Origin of the sequence: Psychrobacillus sp. FSL K6-2843, from assembly GCF_038626375.1 — a bacterium.
Classification (GTDB): domain Bacteria; phylum Bacillota; class Bacilli; order Bacillales_A; family Planococcaceae; genus Psychrobacillus; species Psychrobacillus faecigallinarum.
In genome coordinates, this window is the sequence record NZ_CP152021.1 from 800850 (window position 1) to 820655 (window position 19806).

General features: G+C 39.2%; 13 protein-coding genes. 9 read left to right on the forward strand and 4 right to left on the reverse strand.

Features of this window, described 5'->3' with window-relative positions:
* Positions 1–6 precede the first annotated feature (6 nt).
* The 7 genes from MKY94_RS04025 to MKY94_RS04055 all read left to right on the forward strand — a co-directional run bounded on the left by MKY94_RS04025 (position 7) and on the right by MKY94_RS04055 (position 12421).
* Entirely contained in the window at positions 7–4632 is a 4626-nt protein-coding gene (locus tag MKY94_RS04025; protein ID WP_342578653.1) for a S8 family serine peptidase, read from the forward strand.
* 583 nt (positions 4633–5215) lie between these two features.
* Positions 5216–6457, forward strand: coding sequence for an Nramp family divalent metal transporter (locus tag MKY94_RS04030; protein WP_340844198.1), 1242 nt, complete (start codon positions 5216–5218; stop codon positions 6455–6457).
* A 16-nt stretch (positions 6458–6473) separates the two neighbouring features.
* Entirely contained in the window at positions 6474–7490 is a 1017-nt protein-coding gene (locus MKY94_RS04035; protein WP_342578063.1) for an NAD(P)-dependent oxidoreductase, read from the forward strand.
* On the forward strand, positions 7491–8561 hold the full coding sequence (locus MKY94_RS04040) for a dihydrodipicolinate synthase family protein (RefSeq protein WP_342578064.1): 1071 nt from the start codon (positions 7491–7493) through the stop codon (positions 8559–8561).
* A gap of 103 nt (positions 8562–8664) precedes the next feature.
* Positions 8665–9975, forward strand: coding sequence for a hypothetical protein (locus MKY94_RS04045; RefSeq protein ID WP_151111234.1), 1311 nt, complete (start codon positions 8665–8667; stop codon positions 9973–9975).
* Positions 9976–9985: 10 nt separating this feature from the next.
* Entirely contained in the window at positions 9986–10846 is an 861-nt protein-coding gene (locus MKY94_RS04050; protein ID WP_342578065.1) for a Gfo/Idh/MocA family oxidoreductase, read from the forward strand.
* A gap of 291 nt (positions 10847–11137) precedes the next feature.
* Positions 11138–12421 (forward strand): hypothetical protein, encoded by a 1284-nt coding sequence (locus tag MKY94_RS04055; protein WP_342578066.1) that lies wholly within the window; start codon positions 11138–11140, stop codon positions 12419–12421.
* A gap of 82 nt (positions 12422–12503) precedes the next feature.
* Here MKY94_RS04055 and MKY94_RS04060 read toward each other — a convergent pair whose 3' ends face one another.
* From MKY94_RS04060 to MKY94_RS04075, 4 genes are all read right to left on the reverse strand, one after another.
* Positions 12504–13676 carry an iron-containing alcohol dehydrogenase gene (locus MKY94_RS04060; RefSeq protein WP_342578067.1) on the reverse strand — a complete coding sequence of 391 codons (1173 nt, stop codon included), beginning with the start codon at positions 13674–13676 and terminating at the stop codon, positions 12504–12506.
* 12 nt (positions 13677–13688) lie between these two features.
* Positions 13689–15110: an aldehyde dehydrogenase family protein gene (locus tag MKY94_RS04065; protein WP_144540413.1), complete on the reverse strand. Its 1422-nt coding sequence runs from the start codon at positions 15108–15110 to the stop codon at positions 13689–13691.
* 66 nt (positions 15111–15176) lie between these two features.
* Entirely contained in the window at positions 15177–16550 is a 1374-nt protein-coding gene (locus MKY94_RS04070) for a hypothetical protein (RefSeq protein ID WP_342578068.1), read from the reverse strand.
* A 136-nt stretch (positions 16551–16686) separates the two neighbouring features.
* Positions 16687–17688 (reverse strand): LacI family DNA-binding transcriptional regulator, encoded by a 1002-nt coding sequence (locus MKY94_RS04075; protein ID WP_342578069.1) that lies wholly within the window; start codon positions 17686–17688, stop codon positions 16687–16689.
* Between the two features lie 130 nt (positions 17689–17818).
* Here MKY94_RS04075 and MKY94_RS04080 point away from each other — a divergent pair, with 130 nt between their 5' ends.
* Together MKY94_RS04080 and MKY94_RS04085 are read left to right on the forward strand one after the other, a co-directional pair.
* Positions 17819–18214 carry a thioesterase family protein gene (locus MKY94_RS04080; RefSeq protein ID WP_342578070.1) on the forward strand — a complete coding sequence of 132 codons (396 nt, stop codon included), beginning with the start codon at positions 17819–17821 and terminating at the stop codon, positions 18212–18214.
* A 163-nt stretch (positions 18215–18377) separates the two neighbouring features.
* Positions 18378–19208, forward strand: a complete 831-nt coding sequence (locus tag MKY94_RS04085; protein WP_342578071.1) for an SLAP domain-containing protein — start codon at positions 18378–18380, stop codon at positions 19206–19208.
* Positions 19209–19806 lie beyond the last annotated feature (598 nt).

Consider the following 19806-nt stretch of genomic DNA (forward strand, 5'->3'; position numbering starts at 1 on the left):
CAAGGGATTAAGGTTGCAGTATTGGATACAGGTATTGATGCAGATCATCCAGAATTTGCAGGTATCTATAAGGGTGGTAAGAATTTCATCCCTAATTCATCTACCTATACTAGAGCTCGTGCAGATAATGACGCATCGGAAACTTCACCGGCTGAACGTCCTGCAGGAACTCCAGAATTTAATGCGAAAGGAGATGCATTCTATACTTCTCATGGTACGCATGTAGCGGGTACAATCGCAGCAATAGGCGCGAATGAATACGGCATTAAAGGGATTGCTCCAAAAGTGGACCTTTATGCTTACCGCGTACTAGGTGCTTACGGCAGTGGATCTTCCTCTGGTATTGTAAAAGCCATAGATACGGCAGTAATAGAAGGAATGGATGTTATTAACCTTTCACTTGGTGGAGGAGCTAACTCAGAAACGGATAGCGGATCCTTTGCAATCAATAATGCGATGATGGCTGGTACTATTTCTGTCATTGCAACAGGTAATTCAGGTCCGAATCGTGGGACAATGGGTACTCCTGCGACAGCCCGTTTAGGAATTGCTGTTGGTAACACTACTAATCCTGAAGTCATGCATAACGGAAAAGTAAATGTTACGATTGGCGAATATAAACTTACGAAACAATTACAATTGATGGGAACTACTTTTGGTACGGATGTTTCCACTCAGCTTCAAGGCGAATTTGACTTAGTCGCTGTTCCTGGTAACGGTGAAGCTAAGGATTATAACGGGCTTGATGTACAAGGAAAAGTTGTAGTAGTTTCTCGTGGTGCGATTGCTTTTGTTGATAAAATTGCACATGCAAAGTCAAATGGTGCAGCAGCAGCCATTATTCATAACTTTGCTGGAGGCTCAAATGCACCAAATGCCTCTGGAACATTCTTAGGAGATTCATTTGAATTTATCCCAACGTTTGATATGTCTCAAACTGACGGGGATGCAATTCGTGCAGCATTAGAAAATGGCGCAGGGAAGGTTTCATTCGGGGACTTTGGCTCTGCACAAACTACTGGAGATGAAGTAAATAGCTCTAGCTCACGTGGACCTTCTACACCAAATTTTGATATTAAGCCAGATGTAAGTGCACCTGGAACTAATATTATGTCAGCAATTCCTATGTATAAAGCAGATTTCCCAGATGTAGTATATGGAGAAGCGTATGACCGCAAAACGGGAACGTCCATGGCTACGCCACATATCGCAGGGATTGCGGCGCTTGTTAAACAAGCAAATCCATCATGGAATGCTTTCGATGTAAAGGTTGCTCTTTCAAATACGGCTAAAATCTTGAACACTACTAACTATGATGTGTTCGCTCAAGGTGCTGGTCGAGTAGACGCATATAGTGCTGCTCATCCGAATGTACTTGCCTATGCAATCGATCAAGCTGTTTTAGATGCAAGTGGAGCAACTGTTGAAAACTTGAAGGGAACTGTAACTTTCGGTCCGCAGTCTTTGAAGGATAAAAACATTTTTGTCACAAAACAAATTAGAGTAAAAGATTTAAAGGGTCAAGGTGGAAATTATAATGTAACAGTTGATGTGACCAAAAAGTTTGGTGATGCCAAAGTGACTGTTGATAAGCCTTCATTTACATTGGCTGGAGAGCAGGTATTAAATGTTACATTGACTGCTTCTAAAGCAACAGCTCCAAATGGCTCTGAAATTCTAGGTTATATCCGTATTAACGGTGGAGGTTCAGAGGTTTCATTGCCATTCGCCGCAGACTTCTCTGGAGTGACTGCTACAGAAATTAGAAATATGGCCATATCAGGAACTGATCTATCCTTTAATGGAGATGGTGTGAAGGATTCAGCCGAGCTTACATTTACTTTGACTGGGAACGTGACAACGAACTATATCGAACTTTGGGATATCATGGATCCTGAAGGTGGAGAATATGGTGATGGTTACATTGGTTATTTACATGCAGGTTCTTCACTTGCAGCAGGCTCATGGAGACTACCGGTTGATGGAGAGTATCAACCATGGAGTGGTGCACCTGCAACAACAATTCCAGATGGTCTTTATACAATTGACTTTAATGCTATTGCAGCATCAGGAGCTGTAAGTGCTTATGTTGGTCCTGTCGTTGTAAAAACAACAAAACCTGAAATCACGGGTTCTGTGAAGAATGGAGTGGCAACAGGGAAAGTAACAGACAAATATATAACGTATAACGAAGAATTATATTTGTATGGACTAGAATATGATTTGAATGAAAAACTAAAAGCTTCGTATATTGCAACTGTAAACGGTGTGCCAGCGGAACCTGTGAAATTCAATTTGGCACAGGACGGAGCATTTACGTTCCCAGTAACAGCTGAGACTGATTCTATTAAGGTTGTTGTGAACGATGCAGCAGGTAATGTAGGGGAAGCACTGATATATGAAAGCGAAGATCCAGAGCCAGTCGTAACACTTTCTGTTAACCCGACTGAACTTACTTTAGAAACTGGAAAAACAGCTAAGCTTTCTGTTACGGAAACTTCAACGCCAGCTGAAGGTGCAGCGACAACTAAAGATGTTACTGAAGCAGCTACTTACGCTGTAGCGGACGAAAGTGTTGTAAAAGTTTCTAAAGGATTAGTAACTGCAGTAGGTAAGGGATCTACAACAATTACTATTACTTATGGTAAAAATACATTGACTGTCAATGCGACTGTCAAAGATTCAGTTGTGATTGTACCTGGCGTGAAGCTAGTTGCAAACAAAACACAAGTTGACTTGGAGCCTAAAAAAGAAGCACAGCTAACTATTAAAGAGGTAACAACAACATCGGATGGTAAAACAAAAACACAGGATGTAACGAAAGCTGCCACTTACAAAGTAGCAGACAGTAAAGTTGCATCAGTAAAAAATGGTTTAATCACTGCTAAAAATGCAGGAAGTACAACAATTACCGTTAAATATGGCAAAAGCGAATTGACGATTAATGTGAATGTTATAGAACCTGTCGTAACATTGACTGCTAACAAAACTGAGCTTGCTTTGGAGCCAGGAAAAGAAGCACAGCTTACGATTAAAGAAGTAACAACTGGAGCAGACGGAAAAACAAAACAGGTTGATGTAACGAAGGCTGCAACATACAAAGTAGCAGATAGTAAAGTAGTGTCTGCGAAAAATGGATTAGTTGTTGCTAAAAAAGCAGGTAGCACAACCATCACTGTTAATTACGGTAAAAATGAGTTGACTGTCAACGTGACTGTCACAGAACCAGGAGTAACATTAACTTCAAACAAAACACAGGTAGACCTGGAGCTAGGCAAGGAAGCACAGCTAGTTATTAAAGAAGTAACAACAGGTGCTGACGGAAAAACAAAACAAGTTGATGTAACAAGATCTGCAACGTATAAAGTAGCAAATAACAAAATTGCTTCCGTGAGCAATGGTTTAATTACAGCGAAGAGTGCAGGTGACACAACAATCACAGTTAAATACGGTAAAAATGAATTAACAGTAAATGTGACTGTTACAGAACCAATCGTTACACTTACTACTAATACAACAGAAGTGAATCTGGAGCCAGGTAAAGAATCACAGCTAAAAATTAAAGAAGTAACAACTTCAGGTGGTAAAACAAAAGAGACAGACGTAACTAGCTTTGCAACATATAAAGTAGCAAATAACAAGGTTGCAACCGTAAGTGGCGGTCTAGTAAAAGCTAAAGGCGTCGGTAATACAACCATCTCGGTTAAATACGGTAAAAATGAATTGACTGTAAATGTAACGGTTACAGAACCGGAAGTAACATTAAGCATAGACAAAACCGAAATCAGCCTTGAGCCAGGAAAAGAAGCGAAACTGAAAGTGAAGGAAGTAACAACAACTGCAGATGGAAAAACAACTGAAAAAGATGTCACTGCAAACGCAACTTATAAAGTAGCAGATAGTAAAGTTGCCTCTGTAAGCAATGGTTTAGTAAGAGCAAAAGCTGCCGGAAATACAACCATTACTGTTAAGTATGGCAAAAACGAATTAACGGTAAGCGTGACAGTTACTGAACCAGAAGTATCCCTAAGTGTAGACAACAGTCAAATCACTTTGGAGCCAGGAAAAGAGGCACAGCTGACTGTTAAAGAAGTAACGACAACAGCAGATGGAAAAACAACAGAAAGAGATGTTACAACATCCGCAACTTATAAAGTAGCAGATAGTAAAGTGGCTTCTGTAACTAGTGGATTAGTAAGAGCAAAAGCTACAGGTGACACAACCATCACTGTTAAATACGGTAAAAATGAGCTAACAGTAAATGTTTCTGTTTCAGCTCCAGAAGTGACAATAACTGCAGATCAAACACAAATTGACTTGAAGCCTGGAAAAGAGAAACAACTGAGAATTACAGAAGTAACGACAACAGCAGATGGAAAAACAACAGAAAGAGATATTACGATAGCAGCTACGTATAAAGTAGAAAATACTAAAGTAGCATCTGTTAGCAATGGTTTAGTAAGAGCAAAAATCCTAGGAGAAACGATTATCACTGTTAAATATAATAAAAAGGAAATTACAATAGCTGTTACCGTTACAGATACAGGTAAATCCGGGAACGACGTAATAGAAAATGAGTTACATGCACCTGAACTTCCTTTACCTTTGGCAGAAGAAACGTTAGCAAATTAATAAAAGATGAAAAGAAGTAGCCAGATTCTGGCTACTTCTTATTTTTGAATCAGAAAATGCAGCTTTTTATAGAGAGATTTCTTATTTATGACCGTTCACGGTGATTTATGACCGGATAGAAATTTTTATGACCGGATAGCCCGACTTTATGACCGGATAGAATTTTTTATGACCGGATAGCCCAATTTTATGACCGTTCAGCATTTTCTATACCTTTAAGGTTTTAAAAGTTTGAAAGAAGTAGCCAGTGAGAAATCATCTGGCTACTTCTTATTTTGGATTAGAAAATGCAGTTTTTTATAGATAGATTTCTTATTTATGACCGTTCGCGGAGATTTATGACCGGATAGAAAGTTTTATGACCGGATAGCTCGACTTTATGACCGGATAGAAATTTTTATGACCGGATAGCCCAATTTTATGACCGTTCACCATTTTTAAGGTTTTGAATGAGAAGTAGCCAGCGAGAAAGTGGCCACTTCTTTCTGATTAAAAGTCCTATTAACGTCATGTCATTATATAGAATTATAAGATACTATAAAGTTATATATTTCAGAAAAGTCAATTAAAGGGAGGGTTAAAAATGAACGAGGGTGCAAAAATTGGGGTTGCTAGTAACACTAAGGTCGGTAGAAAGAGTATTTTTAGTTATTTGGGTCCGGCATTAATTACCTCTGCGTTAGTTTTAGGGCCGGGGAGTGTGACTTTGTCCTCGAAGATTGGGGCTATTTATGGCTCGCAGCTCGTATGGACATTAGTTTTAGCGGTTGTGTTGATGATGGTGTACACGGAGATGAGTACGCGGATTGGAATTGCTGCAAAGGCTAGCTTCATAGGGGTTATGAAGGAAAAATGGGGGTTTTGGTCAGGGCTGCTTATTGGGATTGGCGCATTTTTGGTAACGGCTTCGTTCCAGGCGGGGAATGCGATTGGAACTGGTCTTGCTATTTCCACGGTGACTAATATGAAGCCGACTGTTTGGATTATCGTATTTACGCTTATTTCTATTGGGCTATTGTTTGCGAAGCAGTTCTATCAAATACTTGAGAAGCTTATGCTTGTTTTGGTAGTAGTGATGCTATTGGCATTCCTTATTACAGTCATTTTAGTAAAGCCATCGATCGTTGAAATTTTTCAAGGATTTATTCCTGTGATCCCTGATGGAAGTATGGGATTGATTATTGCCTTATTTGCAACAAGCTTTTCCATAGTTGGTGCATTGTATCAATCGTACTTGGTTAAAGAAAAGGGTTGGACGCTTACAGATGCAGCCAGTGGAAAGAAGGAGTCTTTCTTAGGTATTTTCCTGCTTGGATTTATCTCTTTTTTAATCATGATCACAGCTGCCACTATCTTAAAACCACAGGGCCTAGTCGTGAATAATGCAACGGAAATGGGCTTGGCATTAGAGCCTTTATTCGGTAGTTGGTCAACTTTCGTGTTTATGCTTGGGCTGTTTGGTGCTTCGTTTTCTTCGCTTATGGGAAATGCGACGATTGGCGGCTCGTTGCTGGCAGATGGATTTGGGCTAGGAAGTAACCTTTCTAATATGAAAGTAAAGCTTCTCATTATTTTAGTGATTTTGTTTGGTTCGGTTATTGGAATTGTATTTGGTTCCGCACCGCTCAATTTAATCGTCTTTGCTCAGGCGGTGACGATCTTTGTTGTTCCGTTTATAGCAATTGCAATTTTAGTAGTGGCGAATGACAAGCGGGTGATGGGTGAGTTGAAAAACAAATGGCTAAGTAATGTATTAGGAATCATTGGTTTGCTTGTGTTGATTTATCTTGCATATAACAACGTACAAAATATCTTTTTTACTTAATAGACTGGAGGACAATATGAAAACAGTAGAAGAATTAGAGAACCTGATGACGCAGCCATCTGCTGCATTGATAGATGACTTAGTGAAGCTAGAAGGAAATATTATGGTTTTGGGTATCGGCGGGAAGATGGGCCCGACGCTTGCGATAATGGCAAAGCGAGCGATTGATGCGGCAGGCTTGGATAAGAAGGTGATTGGGGTTTCCAGATTTTCGAATGGCACGCTGAAAGATGAGCTAGAGTCCGCAGGTGTTGAAACGATTGCCTGTGATTTGTTAGATGAGGATGAGCTAAAAAAATTACCGGTAGAAAAAAATATCATTTATATGGCTGGGAATAAATTCGGGACGACTGGTAACGAGTATTTCACATGGGCGATGAATACGTATTTACCAGGTAGAGTAGCAGAACATTTTAAAGGCTCAAATATTGTGGCATTCTCTACGGGAAACGTTTATCCATTAGTTCCTGTTTATGCAAGCGGCTGCGATGAGAATCATCCTGTGGCTCCAGTCGGAGAGTATGGTCAATCGTCCTTAGGGAGAGAGCGCGTGTTTACTTATTTCTCCCAAAGAGACAATACACCACTTGCTATATTCCGATTGAATTATGCAATTGATATGCGCTACGGGGTTTTATTGGAAATTGCCAAGTCCGTCTTTAATGAAACACCACTTGACCTTTCCATGGGGCATGTCAATGTGATCTGGCAGGGAGATGCAAATGAGTATGCGATTCGTTCACTTCTTCATGCGAGCTCGCCTCCGACAATCATCAATGTGACAGGTCCAGAGACGCTTTCAGTTCGCTGGCTGGCAAAAGAGTTTGGGCGCTTGTTCGATAAGAATCCTGTGTTTGTTGGCGAGGAGCAAGAAAATGCATTACTCAACAATGCGAGTAAAGCTCACCAGCTATTTGGTTATCCTCGTGTTTCTATTAGAGAAATGATTGAATGGATAGCTGACTGGGTGGCTAATGATGGAGAGACGATTAATAAGCCGACCCACTTCCAGGAGAGGAAGGGTGAATTTTAAATGGCATTAACTGACGAGCTGAAACAGCATTTACACGATGGAGCTTTCATACCTGCTCATCCACTGGCAATCACACAGGATAAACAGCTTGACGAAGAGGCTCAGCGCCGATTAACTCGATATTATATCGATGCAGGTGTTGGAGGAGTGGCGGTTGGTGTCCATACGACGCAATTTGAAATTCGTGATCCGCAATTTAATTTGTATGAAACGGTATTGAAGCTTGCGATGGAGGAAATCGAAAAGGCAAAAATTGATCGACCATTCCTTAAAATTGCAGGTGCTTGTGGGAAAACAGAGCAGGCAATAGAAGAGGCAAATACTGCAAAAAATCTTGGATATGATATGGTATTATTAAGTAACGGTGGATTAAATGAATATTCAGAAAAGGAATTGATTGAGCGCACAATGGCAGTGTCAGATATCATCCCAGTTTTCGGATTTTATCTGCAGCCAGCTGTAGGAGGACGTGTATTTAGCTACGATTTTTGGGAGCAGTTCTCAGCTATCGACAACGTGTTCGGTATTAAGATGGCACCATTTGACCGCTATTTGACGTTAGATGTTATTCGTGCGGTAAACGCCTCTCCTAGAAAAGATGAAATTGCACTGTACACAGGTAATGACGACAATATCGTGACTGACCTATTTACAGAGTATGAAGCAGAAGTGAATGGTCAGAAAGCATCGAAACAAATTGTCGGCGGCTTGCTCGGTCATTGGTCTGTCTGGACACATAAGGCAGTAGAGCTTTTTGAACAAATAAAAGAAGCGAGAGTAAATGAACAAATTGATAAAAAGTGGTTCTCCATCGCTCAACAAGTGACGGATGCTAATGCAGCATTCTTTGATTCTAAGCATGATTTTAAGGGGAGCATTGCTGGAATCAATGAAGTGCTCAGAAGACAGGGGCTAATGAAGGGAAATTGGTGCCTGATGGAACATGAAGTGCTAAGTGATGGGCAGCTAGAGGAAATAGACCGTGTTTATGCTGCTTATCCAGAGCTGAATGATGATTCTTTTGTAAAAGAGTTTTTGGAAAAGGAAAGCGCAGTGCCTAGACTCTCTTGAAATATATGTCTAGGTAAGGAAGAGGATATCGCAGGAAAAGAAACAGCATTCTACAGACACATCAAAAGGTGTGTCTTTCTTCTATTCCAAGGGGGTGGGTTTTGTGGAAACTAGTATTAGAGTAGGAGTTATAGGGCCACAGTGGATTCGAGAAACAATGGTGAGATGCTTTGGACTTTTTCCGAATATCCAACCGATTTTTAGTTTATCGGATGAAATAGTAGATGCTAGGCAATTAACGACGGAGCTTATCGATCATGTAGATTGTTTGTTTTATTCGGGAAGAATACCGTATTTAGTTTCGAAGGATGAAATCCCTATAGAGGTTCCAGCTTTTTATATACCTTTGAAGGGAGCAGGACTTTATCAAGCACTTTATAAGCTGAAGAGCAAAAAGAGTCTATCGAATATTAGTCTAGATGGTATTCAGAACAATTACATGGAAATAGTGAAAAATAATTTAGAAGAAACGTTTACCTATCAAAGCTTTCAAGAAATCGTCTATATGGAAAACAAAGAAGATGTAGTAACCTTCCATGAAAAGAATGTATTGGACAACCCCGATACAGTAGTGATTACTAGCTTAAAGCTAGTAAGTGAACAGCTGACAAGTATGAATATTGTAAATGAGTGGCTGAAGCCAACAGACCAGGATATTATTGTGGCAATCGAGCGAATGCTGCTTGCGACCAATCAACGAAAGCAAAAGGAAATGCAAATTATTATAGGTAGGATCTTTATAGAAAGTTCCGGGGATGTCCATGAATTTATGACGGAGCAGCAGGTACATAAACGAAGTCATGCTATTCACCGTATGCTGCTTCAATTTGCAGAGCAAATAAACGGGTATCTCGTTGCACTCAGCAGCAGTGAATATATATTCGTTACCAATCGAGGCATTTTTGAAAGAATTACAGAGGGTTACAAATACTTGCCAATTGTCGATGAGATGAAGAAAAAGCTAGAGGTATCTCTATCAATTGGTGTAGGTTTTGGCTTCTCAGCTTTAGAGGCTGGCTCGCATGCCAGGGTTGCTCTCATTCAGGCACAGGAAAACGGAGGGGGCTGCTGCTTCATCGTCCGTGAAGATCGCAGTGTTTTCGGTCCAATTGATTTAATCGTACCAATGAAATACCCACTCACAGTGACCGATCAGTTACTGATCAGTAAAGCAGAATTTGTTGGCATGAGTGCTGCAAATATAGAAAAAACGATGGCTGTTATCAAGCGAAAACAAAAGAATGAATTCACAGCACATGAATTAGCAACTATCCTTAGCATCACACCAAGAAGTGCACATCGAATCATTCAATCCTGGTTAGATGCTGAGCTGATCAAAATCATAGGGATGGAGAAAATTTCAAGGCGAGGCAGACCGAGACAGGTATTTGCAATTATTATGAACGAGGAATAGGAGGAGCTCTATGAAAATAGGATTAATAGGTCTAGACACCTCTCACAGTGAAATATTCACGAGATTATTAAATGACCTGGACGATACGTACCACGTGAAAGGTGCTAAAATCACCCATGCCATTCCGACCTTCTCAGAGGATTTACCAATCAGCTCCAACAGATTCCCTGATTACTACCAAATTGTTATAAAAAAATACGGAGTAGCAGAGGTAGAGACAGTTGAGGAAATAATGAATGAAGTAGACGCAATTATAATTGGAACAGTTGACGGAAGAAACCATCTGGACTGGTTCAAACAGGTTGTGACCTATCGTAAGCCAGTTTTCATCGATAAGCCAGTCGTCATGAGCAGTGAGGAAATGGCTGAGGTCATGGGCCTGAGTAAAAAAAATGGAACACCGGTCATGAGCTCATCCGCTTTACGTTTTTCTGAATCAGTCATGACTGTTAATAGGAAAGGGAATTGGAGTAGCGGCTATTTCTACGGTCCTACCCCAATGCAGGAGCAAATGCCCGGCTACTTTTGGTATGGCATTCATTTAGTAGAAATGGCTGTCACGCTTTTTGGAACAGGCGTTGAAAAAGTACAGGTCGAGTACATGTCCGATTGTCATCAGGTTCATCTGACATATAAGGATGGTCGACATCTCTTAATTCGCGGAGAATCAGAATGGCATGGCCGATTCGGAGCGGTACTTCATTCTGCAGACGATGTTCAGACGTTAAAGCTATGGGAAGAAGAGAAACCCTTTTACGCTGGACTCGTCGAGCATATTGTAGAATTTTTTGAAACTGGGAAGGGGGCAGTTTCTCTAGAAGAAACAGCTGAGATTGTTAGGATTATTGAAGAGATTAATAAGGGGTTATAAGATAGATGGTGCCATTCGGAGCTAGGGGTTGAATGGCACTGTTTTTATGGGGCTGTTGGAGGAATTGAAGAAACTGAGCAGTAATTAAATTTTCTTGAACTCCTGGATATTATACGAATGCTTATTGGGAGAAAATGATTGTTGTTTGAGTACCACTGCTCTCACAAGGAAGAAATATTACTATTAAGGAAATGTATATTACTAAAATTCTATTAGTATTTTTTGCTTATTTCAGGTAAAGTTGAATTAGTTATATGGTATTTAATGTAAAAAAGTTAAGGGGGAATATGATTGGTGAAGAGGAAGTTTCAAATAGGATTGATTTTATTGCTTTTTGTAATGCAATTCACATTCAATCCATTTCAAGCAAGTGCAAGTACTAAGGTGATGTGGGGGAAAACAGAGTTAAAGGTGGGACAGCTTGGTAAAGCCACGATACTCAATGATACAACATTGTGGAAAATAGAGAGTGATAATTCTTTAAAGAAAATTCGAACATTGAAAAAAGGGGAAGAATATCGAGTTTATAACTATAAAGCTATTCATAATGGACTTTATGGAGTAGGAGGTGGAGCTTTTATTCAAAAAGGAAATGGAATTAAGTATGATACACCCTCTAAAGGCAAACTAAAGCTTTTAGAAGAAGTGAATACCAAGAAACCGAGCGACAAACCTATAATTCTAGATCCTATGAAAGTTGCAACAAGTGCAATTGATGGCAATAATCATGTTTTCTATGTTAATGGTGATGCATCAGCAGGTCAACGATTGATAGCTGCAAATAAAGTGACTGGTGAAAATTACGTTATTCCTGTAGACCATAAGTTACTAGATGAAGGAAGTATGTACAATCATGTTCCAACAAAAGATTATATATTTATTAATCACTACGAAAATAAGAAAAGATCTGCTTATCGTTTAACTTTACAGCCACCTTATAAAGTAGAGAAGGTATTAGATAATATTCGAGAATTTGTTGTTCATGATAATCAGATATTTTATTTTCATGTTTACGACATTGACCGTGAGACTCATAAGGTGAACATGCTAGTTACTGACTTGGACGGTAATAACACAGAAGTATTTGCAGAATTTGAACAAAATATCTTTCCTACCTTTAGAGGACAATCTAATAGCCAAGTGGTGTTAGATTATACAGATTATGAAACAGGCATTGGAAGTTTATATCACTTTGATTTAGAAACTAAAGAGTTATATGAAATTGCTAAAACTAATTCTAATGGTAGTGGAATAAGTTCATATACGGTGAACAGCCTTGTTGTAAACGAGGAGATGGGTGTGCCTAATCCTACTATTCAATTATTTTCAACAACTGAAAAGCTAGGAGAATTTAGGCTGAATAACGAACGCTTAAGCGGAGTATCACAATTTAACGGAATTTTATATGTTTATACGTTGAAATCAGATTATAGTCATCAGTTTTATGCTATAAAAGATAATAAAGTGACTCCTTTGAGAAACGAAATTAATGACATTATTCTATTAGAAGAAAATTATTATTACTACTTTGATAAAACTGACCAGAAAATAAAGAAATCATTAATTGAGAAATAAATAAAAGTACTTCCAATCATTAAATGATTGGAAGTACTTTTTAATAGTATAGGACTTCAAAAAGTACACCCAGCACACAAGTTTACTCCACAATTTCCCCATCAAAAGCAGCTTGATAGATCGCAGAAATTTCTTCATGTCTTAGCTCCATCGGACTTCGAGCTAATATACGCTTCTGTTTCAATGCATCCTCAGTTAAACTTTCCAAGGCACTTTCTGGAATGTCGAAGCCTTGTAAGTTAGAAGGGATTCCAACATCTTCTACTAATCTTTTTAACTCAGCGACACATTTATAGGATGCTTCCTCCTGTGATAGATTAGCAGAGCTGAAGCCCATTACATCGTATATGTCCTTCATGCGTTTTTCGCAGCTTTTACGTATGTAGCCCATGACGTAAGGGAGAAGCACAGCATTGGAATCTCCGTGTGCGATATGGAACTGCCCGCCAAGCGGGTAAGCGAGTGCATGTACTCCAGCAACTCCTGCATTGAAGAAGGCAAGGCCAGCTAAATAGCTGCCGTAGCTCATATCTGTACGAGCTTGTTTATCATCACCATTCGATACAGCAGTGCGAATAGAATTGCTGATCAACCGAATTGCCTGTAGCGCTAATGCATCCGACACAGGACTTGCATTCTTAGAGATATACGCCTCAACGGCATGTGTCAGTGCATCTACTCCCGTTGCAGCAGTTACCTTCGGAGGCAAGGAAATTGTTAATGCTGGATCTACAATTGCCACGTCCGCCAATAAATAATCATGCGTCACCACGTCTTTTGTAGTTTCCAAGGACAACACCGAGATGTTTGTAACCTCTGATCCAGTACCAGAAGTGGTAGGGATTAAAATAGTTGGTAAACCTTTATGGGTAATATGCTTCGTACCAGTTAGGTTCAAATAATCTGCCACATTACCATCATGAGAAGCTAGCACTCCTGCAAGCTTGGATAAATCCAAAGCACTACCACCACCGACGCCAATTACCATATCAAAGGCATGTTCACGTGTATAGGAAACAAGTTTTTCGCCGATTGCTAGAGGTGGCTCTGGCACTACATCTGTATATATTTGAACGTTGTAGCCAGCATTCTCTAGTGGCTCCGAGACTTTATTAGTCAATCTGATATCCTTTAAAAAAGGATCTGTGACGATTAATATTTTCTTCACTTCAAAGCGTTTCACTTCAGCTAGAAGATGGGAAAGTGAATCCCATCCTGTATAGCTGATTGGTGTAAACGTAATTTTTTCTGACATATTGCACACTCCTTACTGATTATTCCATACAACAAGCTTTGTTTCAGTCATTTCATGGATTGCATATTTTATGCCTTCCTTGCCAGTTCCGCTGTCCTTCACACCACCATATGGCATTTGGTCTACACGATAGGTAGGAATGTCATTAATCATTACGCCGCCAACCTCTAAAAGCTTCGAGGCTTTAAATGCAGTTTGAATGTCGTTAGTAAAAATCCCAGCCTGTAGTCCGAAGTCCGAGTGGTTGATGGCTTCAATTCCCTCTTCAATAGAAGATATGCGACTCACCCCAACAATCGGTGCGAAAACCTCCTGACAGGAAACCTTTGAGATAGCATTTACATTTTTTAAAATAGTAGGCTGAAACACATCGTTTTCAATCTTACCGCCAGTGATGATTTCAGCACCATGCTCTACAGCTTCCTCGACCCATTCCAAAGCTCTCTCCGATTCGCTAGCAGCAATCATTGCAGAAATGTCAGTCGACTCATCGAATGGACTACCGACAACAAGCTTCTTCGTCATCTCACTAAATTGCTCGATAAACTCATCGAAAATCTCATCCATTACATACGTACGTTGTAACGAAATACAAACTTGCCCCTGGTTAGAGAAGGCACCCATCACACATTTCGGTACAATTTTAGATAAATCTACATTTTTATCGATGATTAAACCTGCGTTAGACCCAAGCTCGAGCGCCACCTTTTTTAAGCCTGCCTTATTACGAATGCCCTTACCTACTGCAGGACTACCAGTGAAAGTAATCATCTTCACCTTGTCGCTTTCAACTAAAGCATCGCCAACCTCGCGACCGCTACCAGTCACTACATTAAAAGCACCTTTTGGAAGTGCCGTTTGCTCGATCAATTCTGCTAAAAATAAAGCAGAAAGAGGAGTCTGTGAAGCAGGCTTCAATACAATCGTATTTCCTGCTGCAATAGCAGGTCCGACTTTATGTGCTACTAGATTTTGTGGGAAGTTAAAGGGAGTAATTGCTCCGATTACACCGATAGGCTCCTCGATTGTATAGCCAAATCGATCAGCGCCATTTTTTGCAGCATCCATCGGAATCATTTCTCCAGTTAAACGCTTAGCTTCCTCTGCAGCAAATTTATACGTTTCAATCGTCCGATCGATTTCTCCATACGCATATTTCAAAGGCTTTGAAGCCTCTAAGGAAATAATCTTTGCAGCTTCCTCACGATGAATTATAAATAGCTGTGTAATCTGTTCCAAAATAGCAGAGCGTTCGAATGCTGTTAAAGCAGCCATTTTTTCACGTGCACCGTACGCCACTTCAATTGCTTCATCCACTTCCTCACGAGTTGCCTGAGGTATTTTCGCTATAAGCTCTTTCGTATGAGGGGAGTACAGCTCCGCATATTTCTCTGAAGATTTCCATTCACCATTTACAAAATATTTTCTTTCCATTTGAATCATCCTTTCGATAGTTATTGCATTAACAATATTTTACCATGTCTCGGATGCCTTACCTGTTTAGTTCGCTTCCTGATCCTTTGAAAATGTATTGTCCACTTCACCTTTAAAGAAGTTTTTACCATAGATTAGCAAGCAAAGGATAATTCCGACAGCGAAGGCCCAGGCAGCTCCCTTGATGCATAACACGGCTGCGATAATTCCTGCAATTCCTAAGTCTGTTTGGCTGCGTGCTTCTAAAACACCAACCTTAACACTAACATACCCCTGAATGAGTAATGTTAAAGCTAAAGCTACACCTAGTATTGGTTGTACCAAGCTCACAATTGGCAGCAAGAATAGTCCCGTATTCGTGCCCCAACGGAAAGAACCAATTCCACCGAAGAAGGAATCCATTGCCTTGCGCCCTTTTTTGTAGCGTTCAATCATAACGACCTGCATTGCCGTCCAGTTAGGACCACACATCGTTACATCCGGTCCAATAATACTCATAGCTGCGTTTCGTATACCAAAGATAAGGTGAGCACGACTTGGTTGATACTCAATTTTCTCATCTGGACGAGCAGCTGAACCATCTGCTACAAGAACCTTGTTTTGCAGAACGTCTCCAAAGAGTACGATATATGCTGCAAGAACAGTTGGCAGTCCAGTTAAAAACATGAGCAATGGAGGGAATCCTAATCCAAATATCGTGTACTCATTCCATAAAGTTATAAAGTCCGGAGAAGAGAATCCCCACTGTATAGTTGGCCAAGCAGCTTCACCAAACAGTGGAGCAATTACTACTGCAATAATAATTACTGGGAAGATTCCTAACTTAGCGATTGTCCCCCAGAAGGGATTACGTTTTTGAAAAGTAGCAAAATGCTTAGAGAATAATAGATAAAAACCGATACCTATCGCAATTGTTATTGTCCAAGGGAACTCTTCAAATTTACCTCCTATTTGGAACACTGAGATAACGGCTGCTAAACCTGCTCCTAAAATAATTCCTGATTTCATAGCAGAAGGTATCATTTGGACTACTTTTGAAGCCAAACCAGTAGCTCCAAGTAAAACAGATAAAATACCGAGCGTCAGCTGGAAGGAAATAAGTGCATGAACACGCTCAGGACCTTCAGGAAATTGCTGACAGTACAACATAATCAGTGGAATAGCTGGTGTGATCCAACCAGGAACTACAGGGTCGCCTAGTAGATGATGCGTTAAATAAAAGAGTCCGTTTAAAACAACGATCGCTAGTGCTACCTCAAACGGCATACCTAATAAGGTAATTAATAGAGGAATTGCCGATAAATCCACCGCGCACATCAGTAATCCTTGCACATAATCTGGCCACTCAAACCGGTAATGAATAAAAGGTAAGCGGATCTTAAACGGGCCCGCCGGTATGTATGGAGATTCTTCTCCATACTTTCGATTTTTCCACAACATAAACTAAATCTCCTCCCAATTTCATATGTAACCCCTTACATAAAACCCCTTTACATATTATGAATACGTAACCATTTTAAACTAGTAGAAATGGTTACGTATTCATTTAAAAAGGAAAAATAAAACAAACCTAATATTAGTTTGTTTTAAGTACCCTCGTTGTGCTTCTTTTAAATACTTTAACAGACTCTGTAATTTGAACGCAACTGTTTTTTTTATTTTCAATCATTTCAATTAATTCATGGATAGCTAAAAATCCTAAATTCTCTTCAGAGATACTTCCTACTGTTGTTAGCTGAATGGAGCCATGTCTGCTTAAGTCTACGTTATCAATTCCAATAATACTCAGGTCATTTGGTATAGAGATACCATGTTGAAAAGCTTCGTCCATTAAAAATAATGCTAGTGAATCAGATCCTCCACATATTGCCGTTGGACGTTCCTGTAAATTTATTAATTGTTCAAATGCTCTAGCTATATCTTGCTTGGAGGTATCCGTATTAAAGATAAATTGATCAGGTAATGTCAGTTGATAGTCTTTCATAGCGGCCTTATAACCAAGATAGCGATTATTAAAAGTGCTGACAGATAAGGGTCCGCCAACCCATGCTATTTCCTTATGCCCTAACTCAATCATATACTTAGCTGCTAAATAGCCTGCCTGAAAATTATCTATTTCTACAAAATACTCATTGTTCTTATGTTTACGGTTATAGGTGATAAAAGGTATGTTCATACGCTTAAGCTTATCAAAGATCGGGTCATCGATTAAAATACACGACAAAACGATACCATCAATCTTATGCTCAAATGCTGTAGCATAGGCCTCGCTAAGCTTTTCGTCATTCACAAACTGAACATTCACACGATATCCCTTTTCATTGGCATAGTTAACTATGGCAGTTGTAGAGTCAACAAAAAATGGATTGTGTAATGGACCCGATAGGAGAGCGATAGACCCAGTTTTATTTTGAACCAATGAGCGAGCATGAAGATTCGGCATATAATTTAGTTCATCAATAGCCTTCATCACTTTTTCAAGTGTCGGTTTTTTTACTAATTCTGGTGTGTTTAAAACTCTCGACACCGTCGTCTGTGAGACACCAGCTTGTCGTGCAACATCTTTAGAGGATACCAAGAAAAAAACTCCTTTTATGCAATATATATGTATCCATTCTATACGGTTTTGGAGGATGTGTCACATACAATAATGTAGAAGGAATTTATAAAATAATGTGGAATTAAACGAAAGAGGGGGAGAGGAAGTCATGTTTCAAACAATCATAGAGCCGCGAGTTTCTGAAACCGATGGAGTAGGGCATATCAACAATACAACCATCCCTATATGGCTGGAGGGTGGGAGAAATCAATTATTTTCCCTGTTCAACCCAGAACTAAGCTTTCAAAACTGGAAGATGATTATCTTAAAAACAACCATTGAATATAAAGCGCAAATTTATTATGGCCAAAACGTAGAAATCAGGTGCTGGATTAAGCGGATAGGTAACTCGAGCTTAGAGTTATATGAAGAAATATGGCAGAAAGAAAAATTGACCGTACAAGCCAATACAATCTATGTGAACTTAAATGTACAGGAGAATAAAAGCGAAGTAATCTCAGACGATATTCGAAGAGAGCTGGAGAAGCATATGTATAAGAACTGAAAAAATTTTAGCTGGATTATCTATTTCAAGCTTACAGTAAAAACATATTACATAAATATCCCTTCAATTCAACTTAATAGAATCATAGGAATGACCTAGTATTATCATAGGAGTCTTTGTGCTATAATATCCATATAGTTCGTATTTTGAAAGGAATGTTTTCATGTTTAAACCAAATCAACCAAAGACATCCAATAGATTAAAAACATTGCTAGAGTTTAGCGAGCATTGGGATTTAGACCAACAAGAACGTTATGTTTTCCAATATTATCACAACAAATTAAAGGGATTAGACCCAGATCAAATAAATATCCATGGTGTGGCATTACACAAAAACAACGATGGTTTTATTATGACTGCAATCATTCGTCATTCCTTACAAAAGAAATTGAATCTACAAGACATTAGATTAGTAGTAAGAGATATGGATGGAAAAGAACTGGCACGTAAGGATTTCAATATGGAATACTTTGGCGTGTTAAGTTCTTTGAGAGCTCGTCCATGGATCTTCGAATTTGATAGTGAATCCTTACTTGTGTCAGAGGATGAAATTAAAGAAAAAATGGAGTTCGAAGTGTTATTTGAAATCCAAGAGCCTGCTGTTACTGACTTTGCTTTACAATTAGATGAAAACTGGTCAAATGGATTATCCGATGAGCAAGTTGCTTCTTTAGAATCTTCTATGGTAGCTATGGAGCCAGTGAAGCAAAATGAAATTTCCGTTGCAGCGTTCAATCTTGCAGAAACAGAAGACGGTGTAAATGTTTTCGTTCTAGTGCGCAATGCGTTTGACGAAGAAATTACTATTAGCAACCTACCATTGCAATTGTTCGATGGATCAGGAGATCTAGTTGCACAACTTGGCTTCCCTCTTGAGCAATTTGCTGTAGGTGCTCGCCAAGCTCGACCGGTTAGCCTTCATTTCCCTAAATCAGTATTCCAAAAAGAATCTCCAGACTTGTCTAACTGGAATATCCAGTTGACTGCACAATGATGATAAAAAACTCTTTACCTTTAATTAGGTAGAGAGTTTTTTTAATATTCGATGCCCTTTGTTACCATACTCTAAGAGTCGAAACAGGAGGAAAAAGGATATTGGTGAGTTATTAAAAAGAAAAAATCAATTGCATAATTAACGGTTACAAGCAACTGTGGATAAAATACCCATTTCCAGAGAGCTATTTGTCAGGCTCAAATAGTATAATATAAGTTTAATTAGAATTTTAGAGAAATATTTTACATCCTATTAGCTGGTTTAGTTAAAGATGCAGAATATTTTATGACTAAAAATCTTAGGTGAAGTAATGTTTAATCGATGGAAGAAAATGTAGAAATGGGGATATAGCTAATGACAACACCAAAACATGTAATTTCACGTCACGAGTTATATGGGATATTAATGATACATTATTACAGCCGCCATGGGGAGATAACATAAGTTCCGATATAACGAGTTTAGCTAATAATTTTGTAACAAGTGAGGGTGTAGCCTTGATAGAGGTTTTCTTTAATGCTTTACAAACCTCCCATAATGAAAGAGAAGATATTGAAATTGAATAATATGCTAAATTAAGAGAAAGATTATTCAACTA